Origin of the sequence: Paraburkholderia sp. RL17-347-BIC-D (assembly GCF_046027915.1) — a bacterium.
GTDB lineage: Bacteria > Pseudomonadota > Gammaproteobacteria > Burkholderiales > Burkholderiaceae > Paraburkholderia.
On sequence record NZ_JARESS010000008.1, the window covers coordinates 1 to 14,959 of the forward strand.

At 60.9% G+C, this 14,959-nt stretch carries 15 protein-coding genes and 2 pseudogenes; 9 read left to right on the top strand and 8 right to left on the bottom strand.

Annotated features, from left to right (window positions below; genetic code table 11):
- Both P0D96_RS12995 and P0D96_RS13000 read right to left on the bottom strand, forming a co-directional pair.
- Nucleotides 1–201 (bottom strand): annotated as a pseudogene (locus P0D96_RS12995) (gluconate 2-dehydrogenase subunit 3 family protein); the annotation flags it as partial.
- A 430-nt stretch (nucleotides 202–631) separates the two neighbouring features.
- Complete coding sequence (locus tag P0D96_RS13000) at nucleotides 632–1,894, bottom strand: threonine/serine exporter family protein (RefSeq protein WP_408313717.1); 1,263 nt, start codon at nucleotides 1,892–1,894, stop codon at nucleotides 632–634.
- A gap of 519 nt (nucleotides 1,895–2,413) precedes the next feature.
- Here P0D96_RS13000 and P0D96_RS13005 point away from each other — a divergent pair.
- On the top strand, nucleotides 2,414–2,602 hold the full coding sequence (locus P0D96_RS13005) for a hypothetical protein (RefSeq protein ID WP_132381510.1): 189 nt from the start codon (nucleotides 2,414–2,416) through the stop codon (nucleotides 2,600–2,602).
- Here P0D96_RS13005 and P0D96_RS13010 read toward each other — a convergent pair.
- Nucleotides 2,584–2,838 carry an H-NS family nucleoid-associated regulatory protein gene (locus P0D96_RS13010; RefSeq protein WP_408182014.1) on the bottom strand — a complete coding sequence of 85 codons (255 nt, stop codon included), beginning with the start codon at nucleotides 2,836–2,838 and terminating at the stop codon, nucleotides 2,584–2,586. The two genes, P0D96_RS13005 and P0D96_RS13010, sit on opposite strands and share 19 nt — an antisense overlap.
- A 328-nt stretch (nucleotides 2,839–3,166) precedes the next feature.
- On the opposite strand from P0D96_RS13010, the gene P0D96_RS13015 reads away from it, so the two are divergent.
- The 7 genes and pseudogenes from P0D96_RS13015 to P0D96_RS13045 all read left to right on the top strand — a co-directional run.
- A complete protein-coding gene (locus tag P0D96_RS13015) occupies nucleotides 3,167–3,550 on the top strand; it encodes a response regulator transcription factor (RefSeq protein ID WP_408313719.1) in 384 nt (127 codons plus the stop codon).
- Between the two features lie 221 nt (nucleotides 3,551–3,771).
- Nucleotides 3,772–5,973, top strand: coding sequence for a PAS domain-containing sensor histidine kinase (locus tag P0D96_RS13020; protein ID WP_132381516.1), 2,202 nt, complete (start codon nucleotides 3,772–3,774; stop codon nucleotides 5,971–5,973).
- Nucleotides 5,963–6,637 (top strand): response regulator transcription factor, encoded by a 675-nt coding sequence (locus P0D96_RS13025; protein WP_408292237.1) that lies wholly within the window; start codon nucleotides 5,963–5,965, stop codon nucleotides 6,635–6,637. The genes P0D96_RS13020 and P0D96_RS13025 overlap by 11 nt, the downstream gene beginning before the upstream one ends.
- Nucleotides 6,638–6,926: 289 nt before the next feature.
- Nucleotides 6,927–7,886, top strand: coding sequence for a helix-turn-helix domain-containing protein (locus P0D96_RS13030; protein WP_408182021.1), 960 nt, complete (start codon nucleotides 6,927–6,929; stop codon nucleotides 7,884–7,886).
- Entirely contained in the window at nucleotides 7,873–8,040 is a 168-nt protein-coding gene (locus tag P0D96_RS13035; protein ID WP_408182023.1) for a hypothetical protein, read from the top strand. The genes P0D96_RS13030 and P0D96_RS13035 overlap by 14 nt, the downstream gene beginning before the upstream one ends.
- A gap of 51 nt (nucleotides 8,041–8,091) precedes the next feature.
- The gene (locus P0D96_RS13040; RefSeq protein ID WP_408182024.1) at nucleotides 8,092–8,487 is read left to right on the top strand and encodes a DUF3331 domain-containing protein; all 396 of its coding nucleotides are present in this window, start codon (nucleotides 8,092–8,094) and stop codon (nucleotides 8,485–8,487) included.
- Between the two features lie 92 nt (nucleotides 8,488–8,579).
- Nucleotides 8,580–8,785, top strand: a pseudogene (locus P0D96_RS13045) (alpha/beta fold hydrolase); the annotation flags it as partial.
- 125 nt (nucleotides 8,786–8,910) lie between these two features.
- On the opposite strand, the gene P0D96_RS13050 reads toward P0D96_RS13045, so the two are convergent.
- Nucleotides 8,911–9,204 (bottom strand): hypothetical protein, encoded by a 294-nt coding sequence (locus P0D96_RS13050; RefSeq protein ID WP_408182025.1) that lies wholly within the window; start codon nucleotides 9,202–9,204, stop codon nucleotides 8,911–8,913.
- A 676-nt stretch (nucleotides 9,205–9,880) separates the two neighbouring features.
- Nucleotides 9,881–10,114, bottom strand: coding sequence for a flagellar transcriptional regulator FlhD (locus P0D96_RS13055; RefSeq protein ID WP_408313723.1), 234 nt, complete (start codon nucleotides 10,112–10,114; stop codon nucleotides 9,881–9,883).
- 433 nt (nucleotides 10,115–10,547) lie between these two features.
- Here P0D96_RS13055 and galU point away from each other — a divergent pair, with 433 nt between their 5' ends.
- Complete coding sequence (galU, locus tag P0D96_RS13060; protein WP_408182026.1) at nucleotides 10,548–11,429, top strand: UTP--glucose-1-phosphate uridylyltransferase GalU; 882 nt, start codon at nucleotides 10,548–10,550, stop codon at nucleotides 11,427–11,429.
- An 88-nt stretch (nucleotides 11,430–11,517) separates the two neighbouring features.
- Here the strand turns inward: galU and P0D96_RS13065 are convergent, their stop codons facing one another.
- The 3 genes from P0D96_RS13065 to P0D96_RS13075 are packed head-to-tail and all read right to left on the bottom strand — an operon-like array spanning nucleotide 11,518 to nucleotide 14,912.
- Nucleotides 11,518–12,705: a polysaccharide pyruvyl transferase family protein gene (locus P0D96_RS13065; RefSeq protein ID WP_408313725.1), complete on the bottom strand. Its 1,188-nt coding sequence runs from the start codon at nucleotides 12,703–12,705 to the stop codon at nucleotides 11,518–11,520.
- Entirely contained in the window at nucleotides 12,702–13,865 is a 1,164-nt protein-coding gene (locus tag P0D96_RS13070; protein WP_408313727.1) for a glycosyltransferase, read from the bottom strand. Before P0D96_RS13070 ends, P0D96_RS13065 begins: the two co-directional genes overlap by 4 nt.
- Before the next feature lie 6 nt (nucleotides 13,866–13,871).
- Entirely contained in the window at nucleotides 13,872–14,912 is a 1,041-nt protein-coding gene (locus tag P0D96_RS13075; protein ID WP_132381533.1) for an EpsG family protein, read from the bottom strand.
- Between the last annotated feature and the right edge of the window lie 47 nt (nucleotides 14,913–14,959).

Consider the following 14,959-nt stretch of genomic DNA (forward strand, 5'->3'; position numbering starts at 1 on the left):
GATGAATGCCCATTCCTTCGCGTCGAAGAAATGCGACTTGTAGTCCGCGCCGGACGCTTGCGGTCCGGATGCTGCCGCGTTCGAATCTGGCGCGGACGTGCCGGACGACTTCAGATCGCACGCGGCGAGCGTTCCTGCCGGAACCAGCGCGACGGCCGAGCGAAAGAAGCCTCGGCGCGACGTAAGGGGAAATGGAGGCATGTTGTTCGAGTCCGCAGGTCGGGCCGCAAATGCGCTCCCGGACAGTCATTGGATTGCGTTAGCAATGATGTTGGCACCGGCTCCAGAAGTACCTACTATCGCGCGCGGTACGAATCAGTCCCGCCGTGTGGGGAGGCACGCAATGCCCGGGCAATGACATATCACCGGCTGGAGCATTGAACGCTCACCGAGCTGGGGTTCACTTCGGGACCCTACTTTGTCTTCATGATAGTGAGCAGGATGAAGAACCGCTATTACATAAAGCTGGAGTTCGCGCCGTTCGCCGGTGGGGCAGGCGGGTGGCCCGCGCGTCTCGCGCGAGCGGGAAGACGTGGATGACGTCGAAGCCCCGGAGGGCGGCTCGGGGATTGGGGTGCGGCGGTTGCTCAGCGTTGTGGCAGGCGAACGGCGGCCCCTTTCTGAAGATCAGTCAAGAGGCCGGGCGTGCTGTCGCGAACCGCTCAAACAGCATACGGGGCAGGACCAGTCCAACGGTCATGGCCAGGATGATCAGGAACGCCGTGGCGCCGTTCGCAACGAAGGCCGAGACAAGGTCGGCCGACGCGCGCGGTCCGATGGCGACCAATTCGACCAGCGTGCTTGCGGCACGGAAGAGGAAGAAGCCCGGCATCATCGAGACGACTGCGGAGAAGCCGACGGCTGCGAAGGGGAGGCGTAGGCGATCGACGATCGGCGCGACGATCAGGCCGGCCAGAAGACAGGCGAAGAACGCCGCTGTCGCGACGTTGGCGCTCAAGATCGAGACGAGCGCCCAGCGCGCCGCGTGCGCCAGCATGCCGACGGCGATTGGCAGCGGCAGCAGGCGCCACGGCATCGAAAAGAAAGTCCCGAAGCTCGCGACAGCGCATCCTGCGGCGATGACATCGGCGGCGAAGGGCGCGGCCGCGGACGGTGCGGCCTGAAGCGCGCCGCCGGCAGCGGCCGTCCCGATCAGCAGGCCCGTGCAGATCATCAGCACGATCAGAGCGGCATAGGTCAGGCGTGCGACGCCCAGCGTGATCCGTGTGCGCGCAAGGTCGCCCGCACCGTTGAGGATATGCGGGCCGGGAACCAGCACCATGCAGGGGCAGAACGCGACGAGCGATGGCGCGTCTGAAAGGTGGAGGCGACTTGCGATGGCGCCGATCACGCCGGCGAGCGTGGCCGCGGACAGCGGTTCGAGGAAAGGATTGCCGCCGAGCTTCACCTGCCAGCGGCGGACAAAGGCCCCGGCGGCGGCGCTTATGGCGATCAGCGCGAGGCTCGCCACATCGTACACGCCGTAGATCACGCCGAGAGACGCCGCACCGATGGCCGCGAAGGCAGCGAGGCGAAGTATCGCAATGGGTGGCATGCGCTCTGCCGCTATGAGCGCCGGGCGCGCGGCTGCGGTCGACATGGCGCCGTCGCACACTTGATGCATGATGGTCTCGACGGCCAGGACCTTGCCCATGTCTACGCCTAGCGGCGCGGCCGGGACAATCTCCGAGAAGGAGGTGTGGTCAAGCTCGACCACGAGTTCGCCCCAGTGCGGCAACACCCTGACCGGTACGCCGAGAGTGCGTCCTAGTTGCTGCGCCGCGACCACAGTCTTTTCCGTGGTCTGTCCGTGCGTGTACAGGAGCGAGGCTGCCAAGGCGACGGTGTCCACTTCGTCGATGTGGTCGCGGCGAGCGATGGCGTCTTTGTTCATGCTGCCTCAAAGGATGATGTCGGTCCGGATACCCAGGATTACGGCGCTGGATGTGCGCGTGCAGCCGCCTGGATCAACGATGTATTGCATGTTTGGTCTCTGGAAGAGGCCGGGCAGAGCCCTTGTTCATCTCCGGCGGCTCTTCGGTCGGCCAACTCGACCTCGGCGCGACGCCCGGTCCGAACCACTTGCCGACCGGCGTTCGCAAGCACTTCTCGCCGGAACCCATCCCGCTCTCCTCTGACCGTGGCGTCGCCACCAGCGTTACTCATGGTAGTGAGCGCGACACGGGGTGGCTATTACATAAAGCTGGAACCTTGGGGCGACGGCGCTGCGCATCGCATGTCTTCGATCGACCTATACAGATGGATGAGTGACCCATGCGAATGCACCATCCAGATGGCCGTTCGTAGAATGGTTTTGGACGCGCGTCGCGCGTACCTTTAAATCGTGACAAACGATTCATCCGCGGCGCGAGGATATCGTCATGAACAGGACAGCGAAGATCGGGAGACTGCAATGGACATCGTCAAGCTCGCAACAGACTCAGGCCTGCTGGTCGTACTGGACGGCATGATCGGCAAAACGGAATACCGCAGCGTGCAAGGCTCTCTCGCTGCGCTCGAGCGCTTCGCCGATGCAGTCGGCAAGCAGATGGCGACACACACGCATTGCGCAAAGCGAGACGCTCAGCCGCAGCGGAAGTGATCGATGCTCTGGCCCGCCGCCACTGCGCGGCGCAGCCACTCGGGCATCTCGCCGAGACCCGTCCACACGTTGCCGTACGCATCGCGATAGCGAATCATCCGCTCGTCCTCGACATCGCGATTGAGCGCGTGTTCCAGCGCTTCGATCGTGATCTCGCTTTCCATCATGCGACGCCTGAGCCAACAGATCAGCCGCTCGCGCGCTTCTCCTTCAAGACGTTCAATGAGTGTCGACATAGGTCGCTCCTGGGCGTGAATTCTATTGTGCGGATCGAGAAGAGTGGGCCGCGAATGCATTATCGATTTCGCCAATGTAGCGGCTTTGCCCCAAGCATCGTTTAGTGAAGGCACGCCCGACTTCGAATACGCACGACGGGTAACGGCCGGCATTAAACGCATGCGCCGCGCGACGCCGACATGCGGCCTTGATGCCGACTTTCCCGGCCTTCCCTATACACACATATGATTTTCGCGGCGGGGTTTTGTCCATAAGATAGAAACACCTGAACGGCGGACAAGACAACAACGTGCCGTCGTAACCGCATGTATGGCAGAGGATAGTCGCTTGCATACCCATCGGATTGTTTCCATCATCGACGACGACGAATCCGTCCGCATCGCCACATCGAGCCTGGTTCGTTCACTGGGTTGGGACGTCCGGCTCTATGCGTCGGCCGAAGATTTCCTCGCCGCCGGCCAGATCGGAGATGTCGCCTGCGTCATCTCCGACGTGCAGATGCCGGGCATGACCGGGCTCGAGATGCAGCGGCGTCTGCTCGACGGTGGGATTGCGCTGCCGATTATCTTTATCTCAGCCTTCGCATCGGAAACGGTGCGCCGCCAGGCCCTGGAAGACGGAGCGATGTGCGTGCTGAGCAAGCCTGTCGATGGCGCTGCCGTGTCGCGTTGCCTCGAAACGCTCCAGGCCGAAGGCGGCGAGCTTCATTGAAGCCCGCTCGCAGCGGACCTCAATAGTTGAATTTTAAAAAATTCGGATAAAATAAGTATCGGATTATGAGTCGGCGTCCTGCATGTCTGACTTTGATGTGCCGTGCTTGCGGCACAAGACAGGGTTCCGGTGCTCGTCAACGAACGTTTGCCTGGAATGCCTATGCCAACATCGCGCCGTTTCGTTCCCCGCCTTCCCGCGCGGCGCGTTCAATCGTCATCATGATATTCCGCTCGCGTGCCGGCGAACCGCTGCGGCATGACGCGCGCGTGCTGTCCGTTCTCGCGGCCGTCATCGCGCTGGTCGTCTTCCTGATCGACGCGTTCACGCCACTCGATATCGCGATTGCCGTGCTGTATGTGGTCGTGGTGCTGCTCGTCGCATCGACAGGGTCGCGGCCTGCGGCGATCCTCACCGCGTGGAGCTGCGCGGCGCTCACGGTGATTGCGTTTGCGATGTCGCATGACGAGCACTACTCGGGCGGCGCGCTGGCGCGCTGTGCCGTCAGCCTGCTCGCCATCGCCACGACGTCGGTGCTGGCGTTGCGCAATCAGAAGAACACCGCAACGCTGCAAGAGCAACTGCAGTTGCTCGATCTGACGCATGACGCAATCGTCGTGTACGACATGAACGATTTGATCACGTTCTGGAATCACGGCGCGGAAGCGCTCTACGGATGGACCGCGCAACAGGCAATCGGCCAGCCGATTCATGAATTGACGCAGACCCATTCCTCGGTTTCACTCGACGAGATTCGCAGTGAGATGTTGCGTTCGGGCCGCTGGCAAGGTGAATTGCAGCGCGTGCGCAATGACGGCACCACCGTCATCATTTCCAGCCGTTGGGCCCTGTGGCGCGATGCGAAGGGTAAGCCGCGCGCCGTGCTCGCCACCAACAACGACATCACAGTCCGCAAGCAGATGGAAGGCGAGTTGCAGCGCCAGAAGGACGAATTGCGCGCGACGATCGATGCGATTCCTGGCATGGTCTGGAGTTCGTCGAGCGACGGGCGGCTAAGTTTCATCAACCGGCGCTGGAACGAACTGGGCGTGACGCTTGCCGACAATGATGGCGATATCTGGCGCTCGATCGTTCATCCCGACGACTACCCCGCGGCGCAGCACGCCTGGAACCAGGCTATTGCCACGGGTATGCCGTTCGAAAACGTCTCGCGCATCAGGCGCAGCGATGGAGTGTACCGATGGATGCATATCGGCGCGGAACCGCTGCGCGATCACGCCGGCAACATCTTGCGCTGGTACGGCGTGAACACCGATATCGAAGAACGCAAGCAGGCAGAGCAGGCGCTCGAGCGCAGCGAAGCGTTCCTCTCCGACGCCCAGCGCCTGAGCCGCACCGGCAGTATTGCGACGAAACTGCCCGACGGCGAAATGTGGTGGTCCGACGAAACGTATCAGATCTTCGACTATGCGAAGCACGTCACGCCCACTTTCCGGCTGATCCTCGAGCGCTCGCATCCCGAAGACATCGCGCTCGTCAGGCAAGCTTATCAGCAGAGCCTCGCGGGCGCGCAGTTCGTCGACATCGAACATCGCCTCGCGATGCCCGATGGAAGCGTCAAGTATGTCCACTACGTCGCGCATCTCGCAGCATCGCAGTCGGCGCATCCCGAGTACGTCGGCGCACTGATGGACGTGACGGAAGGGCGGGTGGCGCAGGAAGCGCTCGACCGTTCGACGGCCGAACTCGCGCACGTGACGCGCGTGACGATGCTCGGCGAACTGGCCGCGTCGATCGCGCACGAAGTCACGCAGCCGCTCGCGGCGATCGTCACGTGCGGCGACGCCGCTCTGCGCTGGATGAATCGTCCGCAGATCGATCTGAAGGAAGTCGGACAGTCCATTAACCAGATGATTCGCGACGCCAGGCGCGCGAGCGACGTGATCCGCCAGATCCGGGCGATGGCGCAAAAGCGCGACCCGAGTCAGGCGATACTCGATCTGAACGCTATAGTGAGAGAATCCATCGAACTGGTGCGACGCGAACTGGATGGGCACCGTGTCGAAGTGGATGCCGATTACGCGTGTCCGCCGCCGCAGGTGTGCGCCGACCGTGTGCAATTGCAGCAGGTCATCATCAACCTCGTGATGAACGGTGTGCAGGCAATGTCGGGCATCACGGGACGGCCGCGGGAATTGCGCATCCGCACGCGCCGCTTCGATGCGCGGCACGCGCAGGTGGTCATAGAAGATTCCGGCACGGGCATCAGCGAAGAGAACGCCGGGCGGCTTTTCAACGCATTCTTTACAACGAAGGCGGAAGGCATGGGAATGGGATTGTCGATCTGCCGTTCGATTGTCGAGGCGCACGGTGGCCGGATCTGGGCGGAGTCGCAAGAGGGAAAGGGTGCAGTGCTGCAGTTCATTCTGCCGCTCGATGAGGGAACCTGTCATGAGCAGTGAAACGGGCAACACCGCGACTCACTCGATTGTCTATGTCGTCGACGACGATAACTCGATGCGTGAAGCGGTCGGTATGTTGCTGCGCTCAGTGGGTTTGCAGGTTGAACTGTTCGCGTCCGCAGATGAATTTCTTGCGTTCCAGATGCCGGATGTACCGAGCTGTCTGATTCTGGATGTGCGGCTCAAAGGGCAGAGTGGCCTTGCCGTGCAGGAACAGATTGCGGCGGGCGCAGTGCGTGTGCCGATTATCTTCATGACCGCGCATGGCGATATTGCCATGTCGGTCAAGGCGATGAAGGCCGGCGCGATGGACTTTCTCGCGAAGCCGTTTCGCGACCAGGACATGCTGGACGCCGTGGCGACCGCGCTCGGCAAGGACGAGGAACGGCGCGAAGCGGACCGCTCGGTCGCGGATCTGCGCCGCCGCTACGCGTCGCTCACGCCGCGCGAGCGCGAAGTGATGGCTTTTGTCGCGAGCGGCCTGATGAACAAGCAGATTGCCGCTGAAATGAAGCTGAGTGAAATCACGGTGAAGATTCACCGCGGTCAGGCCATGAAGAAGATGGAGTCTCGCTCGCTTGCCGATTTCGTGCTGAAGGCGGAAGCTCTCGGCGTCAAATCGCCCCAAGGCACCACCACGCCGCCGCGTGTTCAGCGCGGCTGAACCGCGCGGGCATCTTTGTCTCCTGAACGGCGAAAATCGCATCGTCGTTCGTTTCTCGCTCGAATCCCTTGCAATGCGACGCCTCCGCGCGCGGACGGACGCGTCGCGCGGCTATTTCATCTGCGCATGTCCCGCCCGCATTAAACCTTCATATAGGTTGACCCAACCATTTGGCGTCGTAGGCAACCGTATGTACGGCTAGGCGCGCGAGCTCCGTTTGATTAACTTTGAGTCATCGCGGTGCAAGTGTTTCGACCGCAGGCAGATCACTCTATCGGACGGACATATCATGACCAGCTCGCTGCTCTCGTATCCTGAACCCGGTGCCGACATTGCGCCGCAACGCATCGCCAGCTCGATCGACGCCGAGCATCAATGGCGCAGCCCGCGCGCGCATCAAGCGCAACCACACCGGCAGCGCGGCGATGTGCAGGTGTCGCGCTGGACGCGCAATATCACCACGCCGCTCGAAGTCGTCAGTCACGGCAACGGGTCTGATCACTGCATAGGCCTGGCGCTGAAATGCGTGTCGCTGACCTTCAATCACGCGGGCCGCAGGCTCATGCAAGGGCGGGTGACGGCGGGTGTGGTTCAGGTGACGGCGCCCGCGGTGTCCGTCAGCGCTGTGTTCGAGTCGTCCGTCGACGTGCTGCATCTGTTCGCGTCGCAACAAGTTCTCGCCGAGTGCTACGAAGATCTGTTCCAGCAGCCGCATGCGGGCGACATCGTGCTTGGCGACCCGAAGCTGGTCCGCGATGCCGCACTCGATCGGCTTGGTCAGGCGCTGGTCGTTTCACAGACCAGCGACGCCGCGTTGGGCAAGGTCTTTACGGAGAGTGTCAGCCTCGCCATCGTGTCGCGCATTGTCGCGCGTCAATTCACTGCATCGAACGCGCAGAACCGTGAGGCGGCCGCGCTGCCGCAGTGGCGCATGAACCGCGTGATCGAGTACATCGACGCGCATCTGGCCGAGTCGATTGGTCTCGCCGACATCGCCGCGAGCGCCGGCCTCACCCGCATGCATTTCGCCGCGCAATTCCGGCGCGCGACGGGCCTGCGTCCGCATGAATACCTGCTGCGTCGCCGGATCGAACACGCACAACAACTGTTGCTGAGCTCGAAGCACAACGTCTTCGATGTCGCGCTGAGCTGCGGCTTTCGCTCGCAAGCGCATTTCACCACTGTGTTCAAACGCTTTGTCGGTGAGACGCCTTGCTGTTGGAGGACGAAAGCGAATGGTGCTCGATAAGCAGGTTCAGTCATTTCTCAGGATCAGCGAGGCGTTTCTAAAGCACACCGGCGATTCATTGTCCGTCAACGACGGCCCTAAAGCCGACGACACCCCTGTGACGGTCTACGCGCACGGTGAAGCGCTTTGTGAATGCGTCGACGCGCTGCGATAGATCCCCATACAAAGCCATTCAACCAGTTAACTCTTCAACCGGAGTCGCGACATGCTGGCAAACGCAAATTTGATTGATCCGTGGATGCAAACCATTGGCCTGTTGTCCGTGCCTGCGGGCGGGTCGAAAGACCGCGGCAGTGGGTTGAATGAAGGCACCCCGGCGCGTCACGTGGACGACACGGCGCTTCACTGCGTCACGGTGAGCTTGCTGGACCGGCCGACGTCTTCGACCGCGACGATCTCCTGGCGCGACTCGACGTGCTGCTGCTATGGCGACCAGGTCTGGTGCGCGTCGCGGGCTCGCACCGAGGGCGTCTGCGCGATGAGCGGGCGCCCGATTCGTCGCGGCGACGCCGTGTACAAGCCGCGTCCCTGCCGGGCTGCGCCGCGCAATGCCGACGCAATGATCCTGACGTCCGCTCTCGACGACGCAACGCAAACCTGACCTCCCTTCTTTTTCGCGCGGCTTGCGCTGGTTGGACGTCGTCGTGCTCGCTGGCGTTGCCACCGGGCTCACCTCGCGTGCGTGCGATATCTCTGGCGCTGCCATTCTTCGGCTTCAACCGGCCGGATGCGAAGGTGTCGCAAGGCACGATCGACTGGTTCTGGTTGGCCGGTATGCAAGTGTCGATCAAGCGCGCTTACGATTGCATCCGATAACCTATGCTGGCGCGCCGCACGGCATGTGCACGACGCATGCGGATCGGGTGAATGCGGACTCGCTGGAATTCCTGCAGTCGTAAAGCACAGATGAAGGCTGGCGATTCTCTGCGCGAGTATCGCCAGCTTTAATATCGAGCGATTGTGTTCTTACCGTGTGGCGGATGATGGGCCTCAATCCGCCCATCGACGCCCACTCGCGGCACCATTACGTCCAGTACTTGAAATCCGTGATCGTCCGCAGATAGCCGGGCGTAGGACGGGGCGCGCGCGTATTGGCGTCCGTGCGGTGGCTGCTCTGCTTCCACGAATGAACCGGCGATTGCGTGTGCGCCCGGTTATCGGTGGCGATGCGCTCGAGCGGCAATTGCACGTCCGTCCCGACAGTCATGACCGCGCGCATCAGGCCGGGTCCTTGCAGCGCGCACGATGCGCCGATCGTCAGGCAAGCGGCTGCGGTGAGGTAGCCGGTTCGGAACCACCGAAATCTGATCGCGTTCATCGTGTGTTCTCCGCGGTGCGCTCTGGAGTACATGCAGGGCGCGCAAGGATGGGATTGGACATGCGATCGAGTATCGTCGTGTGGACCGGTAGTTTCTTTCGCGCTTGCACGCTGCTTTGTCTAATCGCATCCGCAGGCGCCGACCGGTCAGCCGCGCACCTCTTTTGGTAGGGATGTTCGCACTCGTGTGTGCGGATAGAGACCGTGTGATTACGATAGGGCCACGGTTAAAGGCACGCTCGGCGAGCCGCCTTCAGGAGACCGGCATGTGTTTCGATATCCGGCGACGACGGCTTCAAGATGATGATGGGCGGGGTCGTCGATACGGCCTCTGACCTGACGGATCCGAACTTCGCCGCGATGGGGAATGTGATGGGTATCAAAGGCGTGCTCGTGGAGCATCGGGTGGAACTGAAAGTCGCTGCTCGACGCATTCACGCATCCCGAGCCGGCGCTCGCCAATGTCGTGAGCGCATGTCAAGAACTCGTGATGCCGCCTGTGACGACTATCGACGAGGCCTGCCGCTTCGGGCTATTCATGTTGCGCGCAGTAATCGGCGGGCGAGGCCAGCGGATTGCCAACCGCGCGAAGGTCAATCTGTTGCGGTAGTGATTTCGTCGGCACGCGTCCTGCGGCTGTGTCGTGTTGCATTGGCGTTTGGATAGCCGGCAGGTGTCACGCCCGGCCCGGCGCCGCGTCCGCTCGGAATTGGCAGATCAGGTCCGAGCTATCGGCGAGTATTTCGATCTCGGCATGCGTCAATGAGCAGATCCGTGTAGCCATAGAATCGGACAGACCGAGTGCGCGCTTTGCCTGCGCCCGGTCTTCCTTGAGCATTCGCTGCGCGAGCAGGAGGTACGATTGGTTAAATGCGGCGATCGCCTGCAGGCTATCTGATTTCTTGGTCAATGGTCTATCTTGCATGCGAAGGTTGACGTTTCATCACCGATCGTTTCCCGGTGATATGCTTTTTCTAAAGCTTACTCGCGCGGATATTCCCGTTTGTGACAAAACCTTGATTCATTCCGCCAATACGCCATATCAACAGTGACTGTTTCACCGGTCCATTTACAGCCAAAACGTTTTTGGCTGTAAATGCCGCCGCTGGTAAATGACATTACTGTAGCGTTCGGTCAATTGATCAGCGTGATCCGACAAGACCACACCCGACTCGACTAATGGAAGACGATACTTGTCGGGGTTGCCATTCTCGGCAAACCCGAAAGGCCTCGGTTAAACCTGCCCGGCTTCTGGATTCTTGCGGGCAGGTTCTTTTTTACGGACCGAGCACCGACATTTCCGGATTAAAGCCTGATCATTCCACACGCGAGATTCAAGTCCCATGCTTAAAGTAACGAAAGCCGTTTTTCCCGTGGCGGGGCTAGGTACCCGCTTTCTTCCGGCAACTAAAGCCAGCCCGAAAGAGATGTTGCCCATTGTCGATAAACCGCTGATTCAATACGCCGTCGAAGAAGCCATCGCAGCAGGTATCACCGAAATGATCTTCGTGACGGGCCGCAGCAAGCGCGCTATCGAGGACCATTTCGACAAGTCGTACGAGATCGAGGCGGAACTCGAGGCGCGTGGAAAGGAGAAGTTGCTTTCGCTCGTACGCAGTATCAAGCCGAGTCATGTCGATTGCTTCTATGTTCGCCAGGCCGAAGCGCTGGGTTTGGGGCATGCCGTGCTATGCGCGGAAAAGCTCGTTGGCGACAGCCCGTTTGCCGTGGTGCTGGCCGACGATCTGCTGGACGGCAGGCCACCTGTGTTGCGGCAGATGATCGATGTGTTCGACCATTACCATACGTCGGTATTAGGTGTCGAAGAGATTGCGCAGGACGAGTCGAAGTCTTATGGCGTCATCGACGGTAAGCAATGGGAAGAGAATATTTTCAAGCTGTCGGGTATCGTCGAGAAGCCGGCACCCGCGGACGCGCCCTCGCGCTACGGCGTGGTCGGCCGCTATGTGCTCAAGCCACGGATTTTTGAGCATCTGCGCGCATTGCGGCCGGGCAGCGGAGGCGAGTTGCAACTGACGGATGCAATCCAGTCGTTGCTAAACGATGAGCAGGTTTTAGCCTATCGGTATGACGGCGCGCGTTTCGATTGCGGCAGCAAGCTTGGCTACCTGAAGGCGACGGTGGAGTTCGCGTTGCGCCATCCCGAGGTGTCGGCTGACTTCAGCGACTATCTCGCCGCCCGCATGACGGAGCTGCAAACATAAACGATACCGAGCGGCGGGGCTGTGCCTCGCCGCAAGGAACAAAACCGGTGCGGCGTCAGATAGTGTCGTCGCACCGTCCCACAAGGCCTCAAACAGCGCCGGCGCGTGTCTGGACGTTGCCGATAGCGGTGATGAACTGCGTGAACTGGTCGAGATGCCACCCGGCGCGCGAATACCGCTGCTCACGGCTGCCGCGTGAAAGAAGCTCAGCGACATGTCTAACGCACACGTCGTCCGGCGGCTGTGGTTCTTGTGGTCCCGGCAATGCGTTGTCCAGCAGAAATTCCGCACACTTGCGCTGATAGCAGAACAGCATGATAGGGACGTCATACACAAAACTCACGATCGCGCCGTGCAGTTTCGAGGTGACGACACACGTTGCCGAAGTAAGCAGATCAACCACCTCGGTAATCGAATCGCCGTATTGAAAGCGCCCCACGGAAACGTTCGATGGCGAGAACAGGCGAGCAATGTCTCCTGTTACCGCGACGCTTTCGTCGTCGAGCGAGACGAACAGCACCTCGTCGACGAGGCGTTGGCTGTCGACTTTGGTGAGTATGGCGAGCACGGCATCCATGTATTGCCGCAGATGAATGGACACGACCAGAGTACGTCGATCACCGCTCCTGCGCTTTGGCGTATAGAGAGCAGGCAACGCGAAAGCGAGGTCCTTGAGGTTGACAGGTGCCAATCCTGTTGCGTCTGCGACCGCGCGGACCGACGCTTCGTCGCGGACCGCGATGCACGGGATCGCTCTAAGAACGCTCGCAAACGCGTGGCGCCGCTCCGCCGTTGCGAATGGCCCGACTGACACGCCAAGCGCGGCGACGGGCCTGTTGAACCGTCGCCCCACGTTGACGATCAGCTTTGCAAAGGGCAGTGATGCGTGGGCGCCGAATAGCGAGCCTCCGCCGAAGATCGCTGCCCGCGCACGCATGACGGCAGCCACATAGGTCACTGACCGCGCCGCCGCGCCCATTGCGCCAGGACGCCCCCACAATGCACGGGCAAGCGGCAAGTGGAACCGATGCGTCAATTCTTGCGCGGGCGACGCACCTACTATCAGCGGACGAATCCCCGGTGTTCTGACCGATATCGACTGCAGCAAGTATCCGAACAAATCGTCGCCGAAGTTGTGTCGCCCATAGAATCCAAAGAAAGCGATGCGTGTCTCGCGGCGGATAGACGCTGGATGGACGTCGCCATGTTGCGACTCGCGAGCGGAGCGAGGGCTTGATGCGACTGCGGACGGCGCTTCGGTTTCGGGCGCGCTCATTTCAGGACCTCATGTGAAAGTGTGTGCGTCACGGCCGGCAAGCGGCGGCCTTGTACCGGCGTCAGCAATCGCCGGTAGGCTCCCACGTAAGAACGGAAAAACTGCGTGTCGCCGAAGCGGGCGCGCGCGTGCGCAGTCGCAGCGGCACCCATCCGCTGACGGAGTTCAGCGCCGTCGATCAACTGGCGGGTGTAATGTTCCAGCTGTTCATCGTCATTCGCGAGGAAGCCCGTGACGCCGTGGACGATGACATCGCGGTTGCCGACAATGCGGCTGGCTACCGCCGGAAGCCCGGCGGCTTGTGCTTCGATTAGTGCGATCGGCATGCCTTCCCATAGCGAAGGCAGAACGAAGATGTCGGATTGCAGAAGTCGTCGCCGAAGGTCCCCCGCGGGAATCCAGCCAGTCAACTGAATCACGTCGCGATCGATCCAACGGTCGATTGCGTCGGCTTCGCCATCACCGATCCACACGAAGTGCGCGTTCGAGGTTCCCGCAATGTTTTGCGCAAGACGCGTGAATCGCCATGGAGCCTTTTGATAGGTGACCCGCGCCGACGTGCATACGACCACGGCTTCGCCTGCCTGTCTGTGACCGCCCGGATCGAACCCATCGAGTTTCACCGCATTCTCGACCAGACTTGTGCGCTCCGCACCCAAAAGCAGCATTCGTGCATAACGCAATTCGCTCTTCGAACAGGCAACGATGTGTCCACCCGTTGCATGCAGCATCCGCTCGATCAGCAAAAACAGCTTTGCCTTGAGCGGCGAAATGTCCTCCTTGAGAAAGGCGAACCCGTGCGGTGAATAAATGGTATGCGCCGTGATGCCGAGGAAGCGTGCCGCGATCCGCCCCAACGCCGCGGCTTTCGACGAATGAAGATGAACGATGTCCGGCCGCTCCCGAAACAGAGCGATGAGGAGCCGGAACACGCTGACGATATCGTGGGCTCCGATGCTGGTGTGCATGTCGACGACCTGACGATGCACCCTCGGATCGAACAACTGATCCAGCTTCGCAGTCGGCGGCGTGTCTTGCCGCATGGAATGCAGCACGACGACCTGGTCACCTGCGGCTGCCTGACGATTGGCCAGTAGGGCAACGCAATGCAGCACGCCGCCGCCCAGAGCTTCCGTTACGTGTACGATTTTTTGTCGCATGATCGCTTACCCTAGTTCCTGGATTGCTGGAGCCATCTGATAAGGCAAGAACGGAGATTCCCCGTGTCCTTCTTCATCAGTCATGTTGTGGATGCGTCCCGCGAGCGCGATCAGTCCAATGAGGAATAGCCACGTCGCCAGATTTGTCTGCATGCGTCCAGTCGGCGGAGCGAACTGACGCCAGAGGACGACCAACATCAGGTTCACGAGGATCAACTGAAAGCGGATGCCCGCATAAGTCACCTGAGTCATGCCGTAAAGCACTGCCGCCAGCAACGCGCAGATCAGCCAGCCGATAGGTGGAATGGCGAACTGCCGCCGGTACACGATCATCACGCCCAGCATCAGCATCTGGATCATCAGAAAGAGCAGTCCGGACGACGCATTCGGGGCCGCTATGCCGGTGTAGAGACTGGTCTTGTCGGCGAAGTAGTCCGGCATCAAAAGTGAACCGCCGATGACGGCAACCGCAACGCCGACAAACATCAGCGTGTGTCCGCGCCGGGTCGTCGCAATGAAAAGCAGGAACAGGAGCGCTGAAGAGAAATGCACGCAGGTGCCGATCAAAGCGTAAATGAAGTATCGAAGCGGCTTCTGGTGTGGCGAAACGCGGGTCGCGAGCAGGAAAATCGCCGATGCGAGACCGAATCGCATCACATTCATGGTCAGCTCGTAGAACATGCCGGGCACGAGCACCAGTCCACCGAACCAGATGCCGAAGCGGCTACGGGAAATGGACCACAGCAACAGCAGCGCAGTTGTCATCGAAATGCTGTTGACGACGAACCGCGGGTCGGGATCAATGGCCCAGAGAAACTGCGCATACGCGTTGAATAGCGGCTCGGCGCCATAGCCGTTGCCTTGGCCGAGGTCCGTGAACGCCTGGTAATACGCAGCCGTGTCAGTACCGCTATGGCCACGCAAAACGGCTAGAGCGACCATCGGCAACGCACACGTGAGAACGACGGCAGGATTGGTGCCGCCATAGGCAATGCACAGCGCCACGCCGAAGTAAAAGATTAGTAGGGGAACGAGGTAGTAAGTCATTCTGAACGCCTCGCCGGTTGGTGCTGTGCGCTGGATGCGGGTACTTT

What these genes read in the sequence shown, in the direction of transcription:
- P0D96_RS13005 (WP_132381510.1), top strand. Translation starts at nt 2,414, where the DNA reads ATGGACATCGTCAAGCTCGCAACAGACTCAGGCCTGCTGGTCGTACTG.
- P0D96_RS13050 (WP_408182025.1), bottom strand. Translation starts at nt 9,204, where the DNA reads ATGAACGCGATCAGATTTCGGTGGTTCCGAACCGGCTACCTCACCGCA.
- P0D96_RS13070 (WP_408313727.1), bottom strand. Translation starts at nt 13,865, where the DNA reads ATGCGACAAAAAATCGTACACGTAACGGAAGCTCTGGGCGGCGGCGTG.
- P0D96_RS13030 (WP_408182021.1), top strand. Translation starts at nt 6,927, where the DNA reads ATGACCAGCTCGCTGCTCTCGTATCCTGAACCCGGTGCCGACATTGCG.
- P0D96_RS13025 (WP_408292237.1), top strand. Translation starts at nt 5,963, where the DNA reads ATGAGCAGTGAAACGGGCAACACCGCGACTCACTCGATTGTCTATGTC.
- galU (WP_408182026.1), top strand. Translation starts at nt 10,548, where the DNA reads ATGCTTAAAGTAACGAAAGCCGTTTTTCCCGTGGCGGGGCTAGGTACC.
- P0D96_RS13000 (WP_408313717.1), bottom strand. Translation starts at nt 1,894, where the DNA reads ATGAACAAAGACGCCATCGCTCGCCGCGACCACATCGACGAAGTGGAC.
- P0D96_RS13040 (WP_408182024.1), top strand. Translation starts at nt 8,092, where the DNA reads ATGCTGGCAAACGCAAATTTGATTGATCCGTGGATGCAAACCATTGGC.
- P0D96_RS13075 (WP_132381533.1), bottom strand. Translation starts at nt 14,912, where the DNA reads ATGACTTACTACCTCGTTCCCCTACTAATCTTTTACTTCGGCGTGGCG.
- P0D96_RS13065 (WP_408313725.1), bottom strand. Translation starts at nt 12,705, where the DNA reads ATGAGCGCGCCCGAAACCGAAGCGCCGTCCGCAGTCGCATCAAGCCCT.
- P0D96_RS13035 (WP_408182023.1), top strand. Translation starts at nt 7,873, where the DNA reads ATGGTGCTCGATAAGCAGGTTCAGTCATTTCTCAGGATCAGCGAGGCG.
- P0D96_RS13020 (WP_132381516.1), top strand. Translation starts at nt 3,772, where the DNA reads ATGATATTCCGCTCGCGTGCCGGCGAACCGCTGCGGCATGACGCGCGC.
- P0D96_RS13010 (WP_408182014.1), bottom strand. Translation starts at nt 2,838, where the DNA reads ATGTCGACACTCATTGAACGTCTTGAAGGAGAAGCGCGCGAGCGGCTG.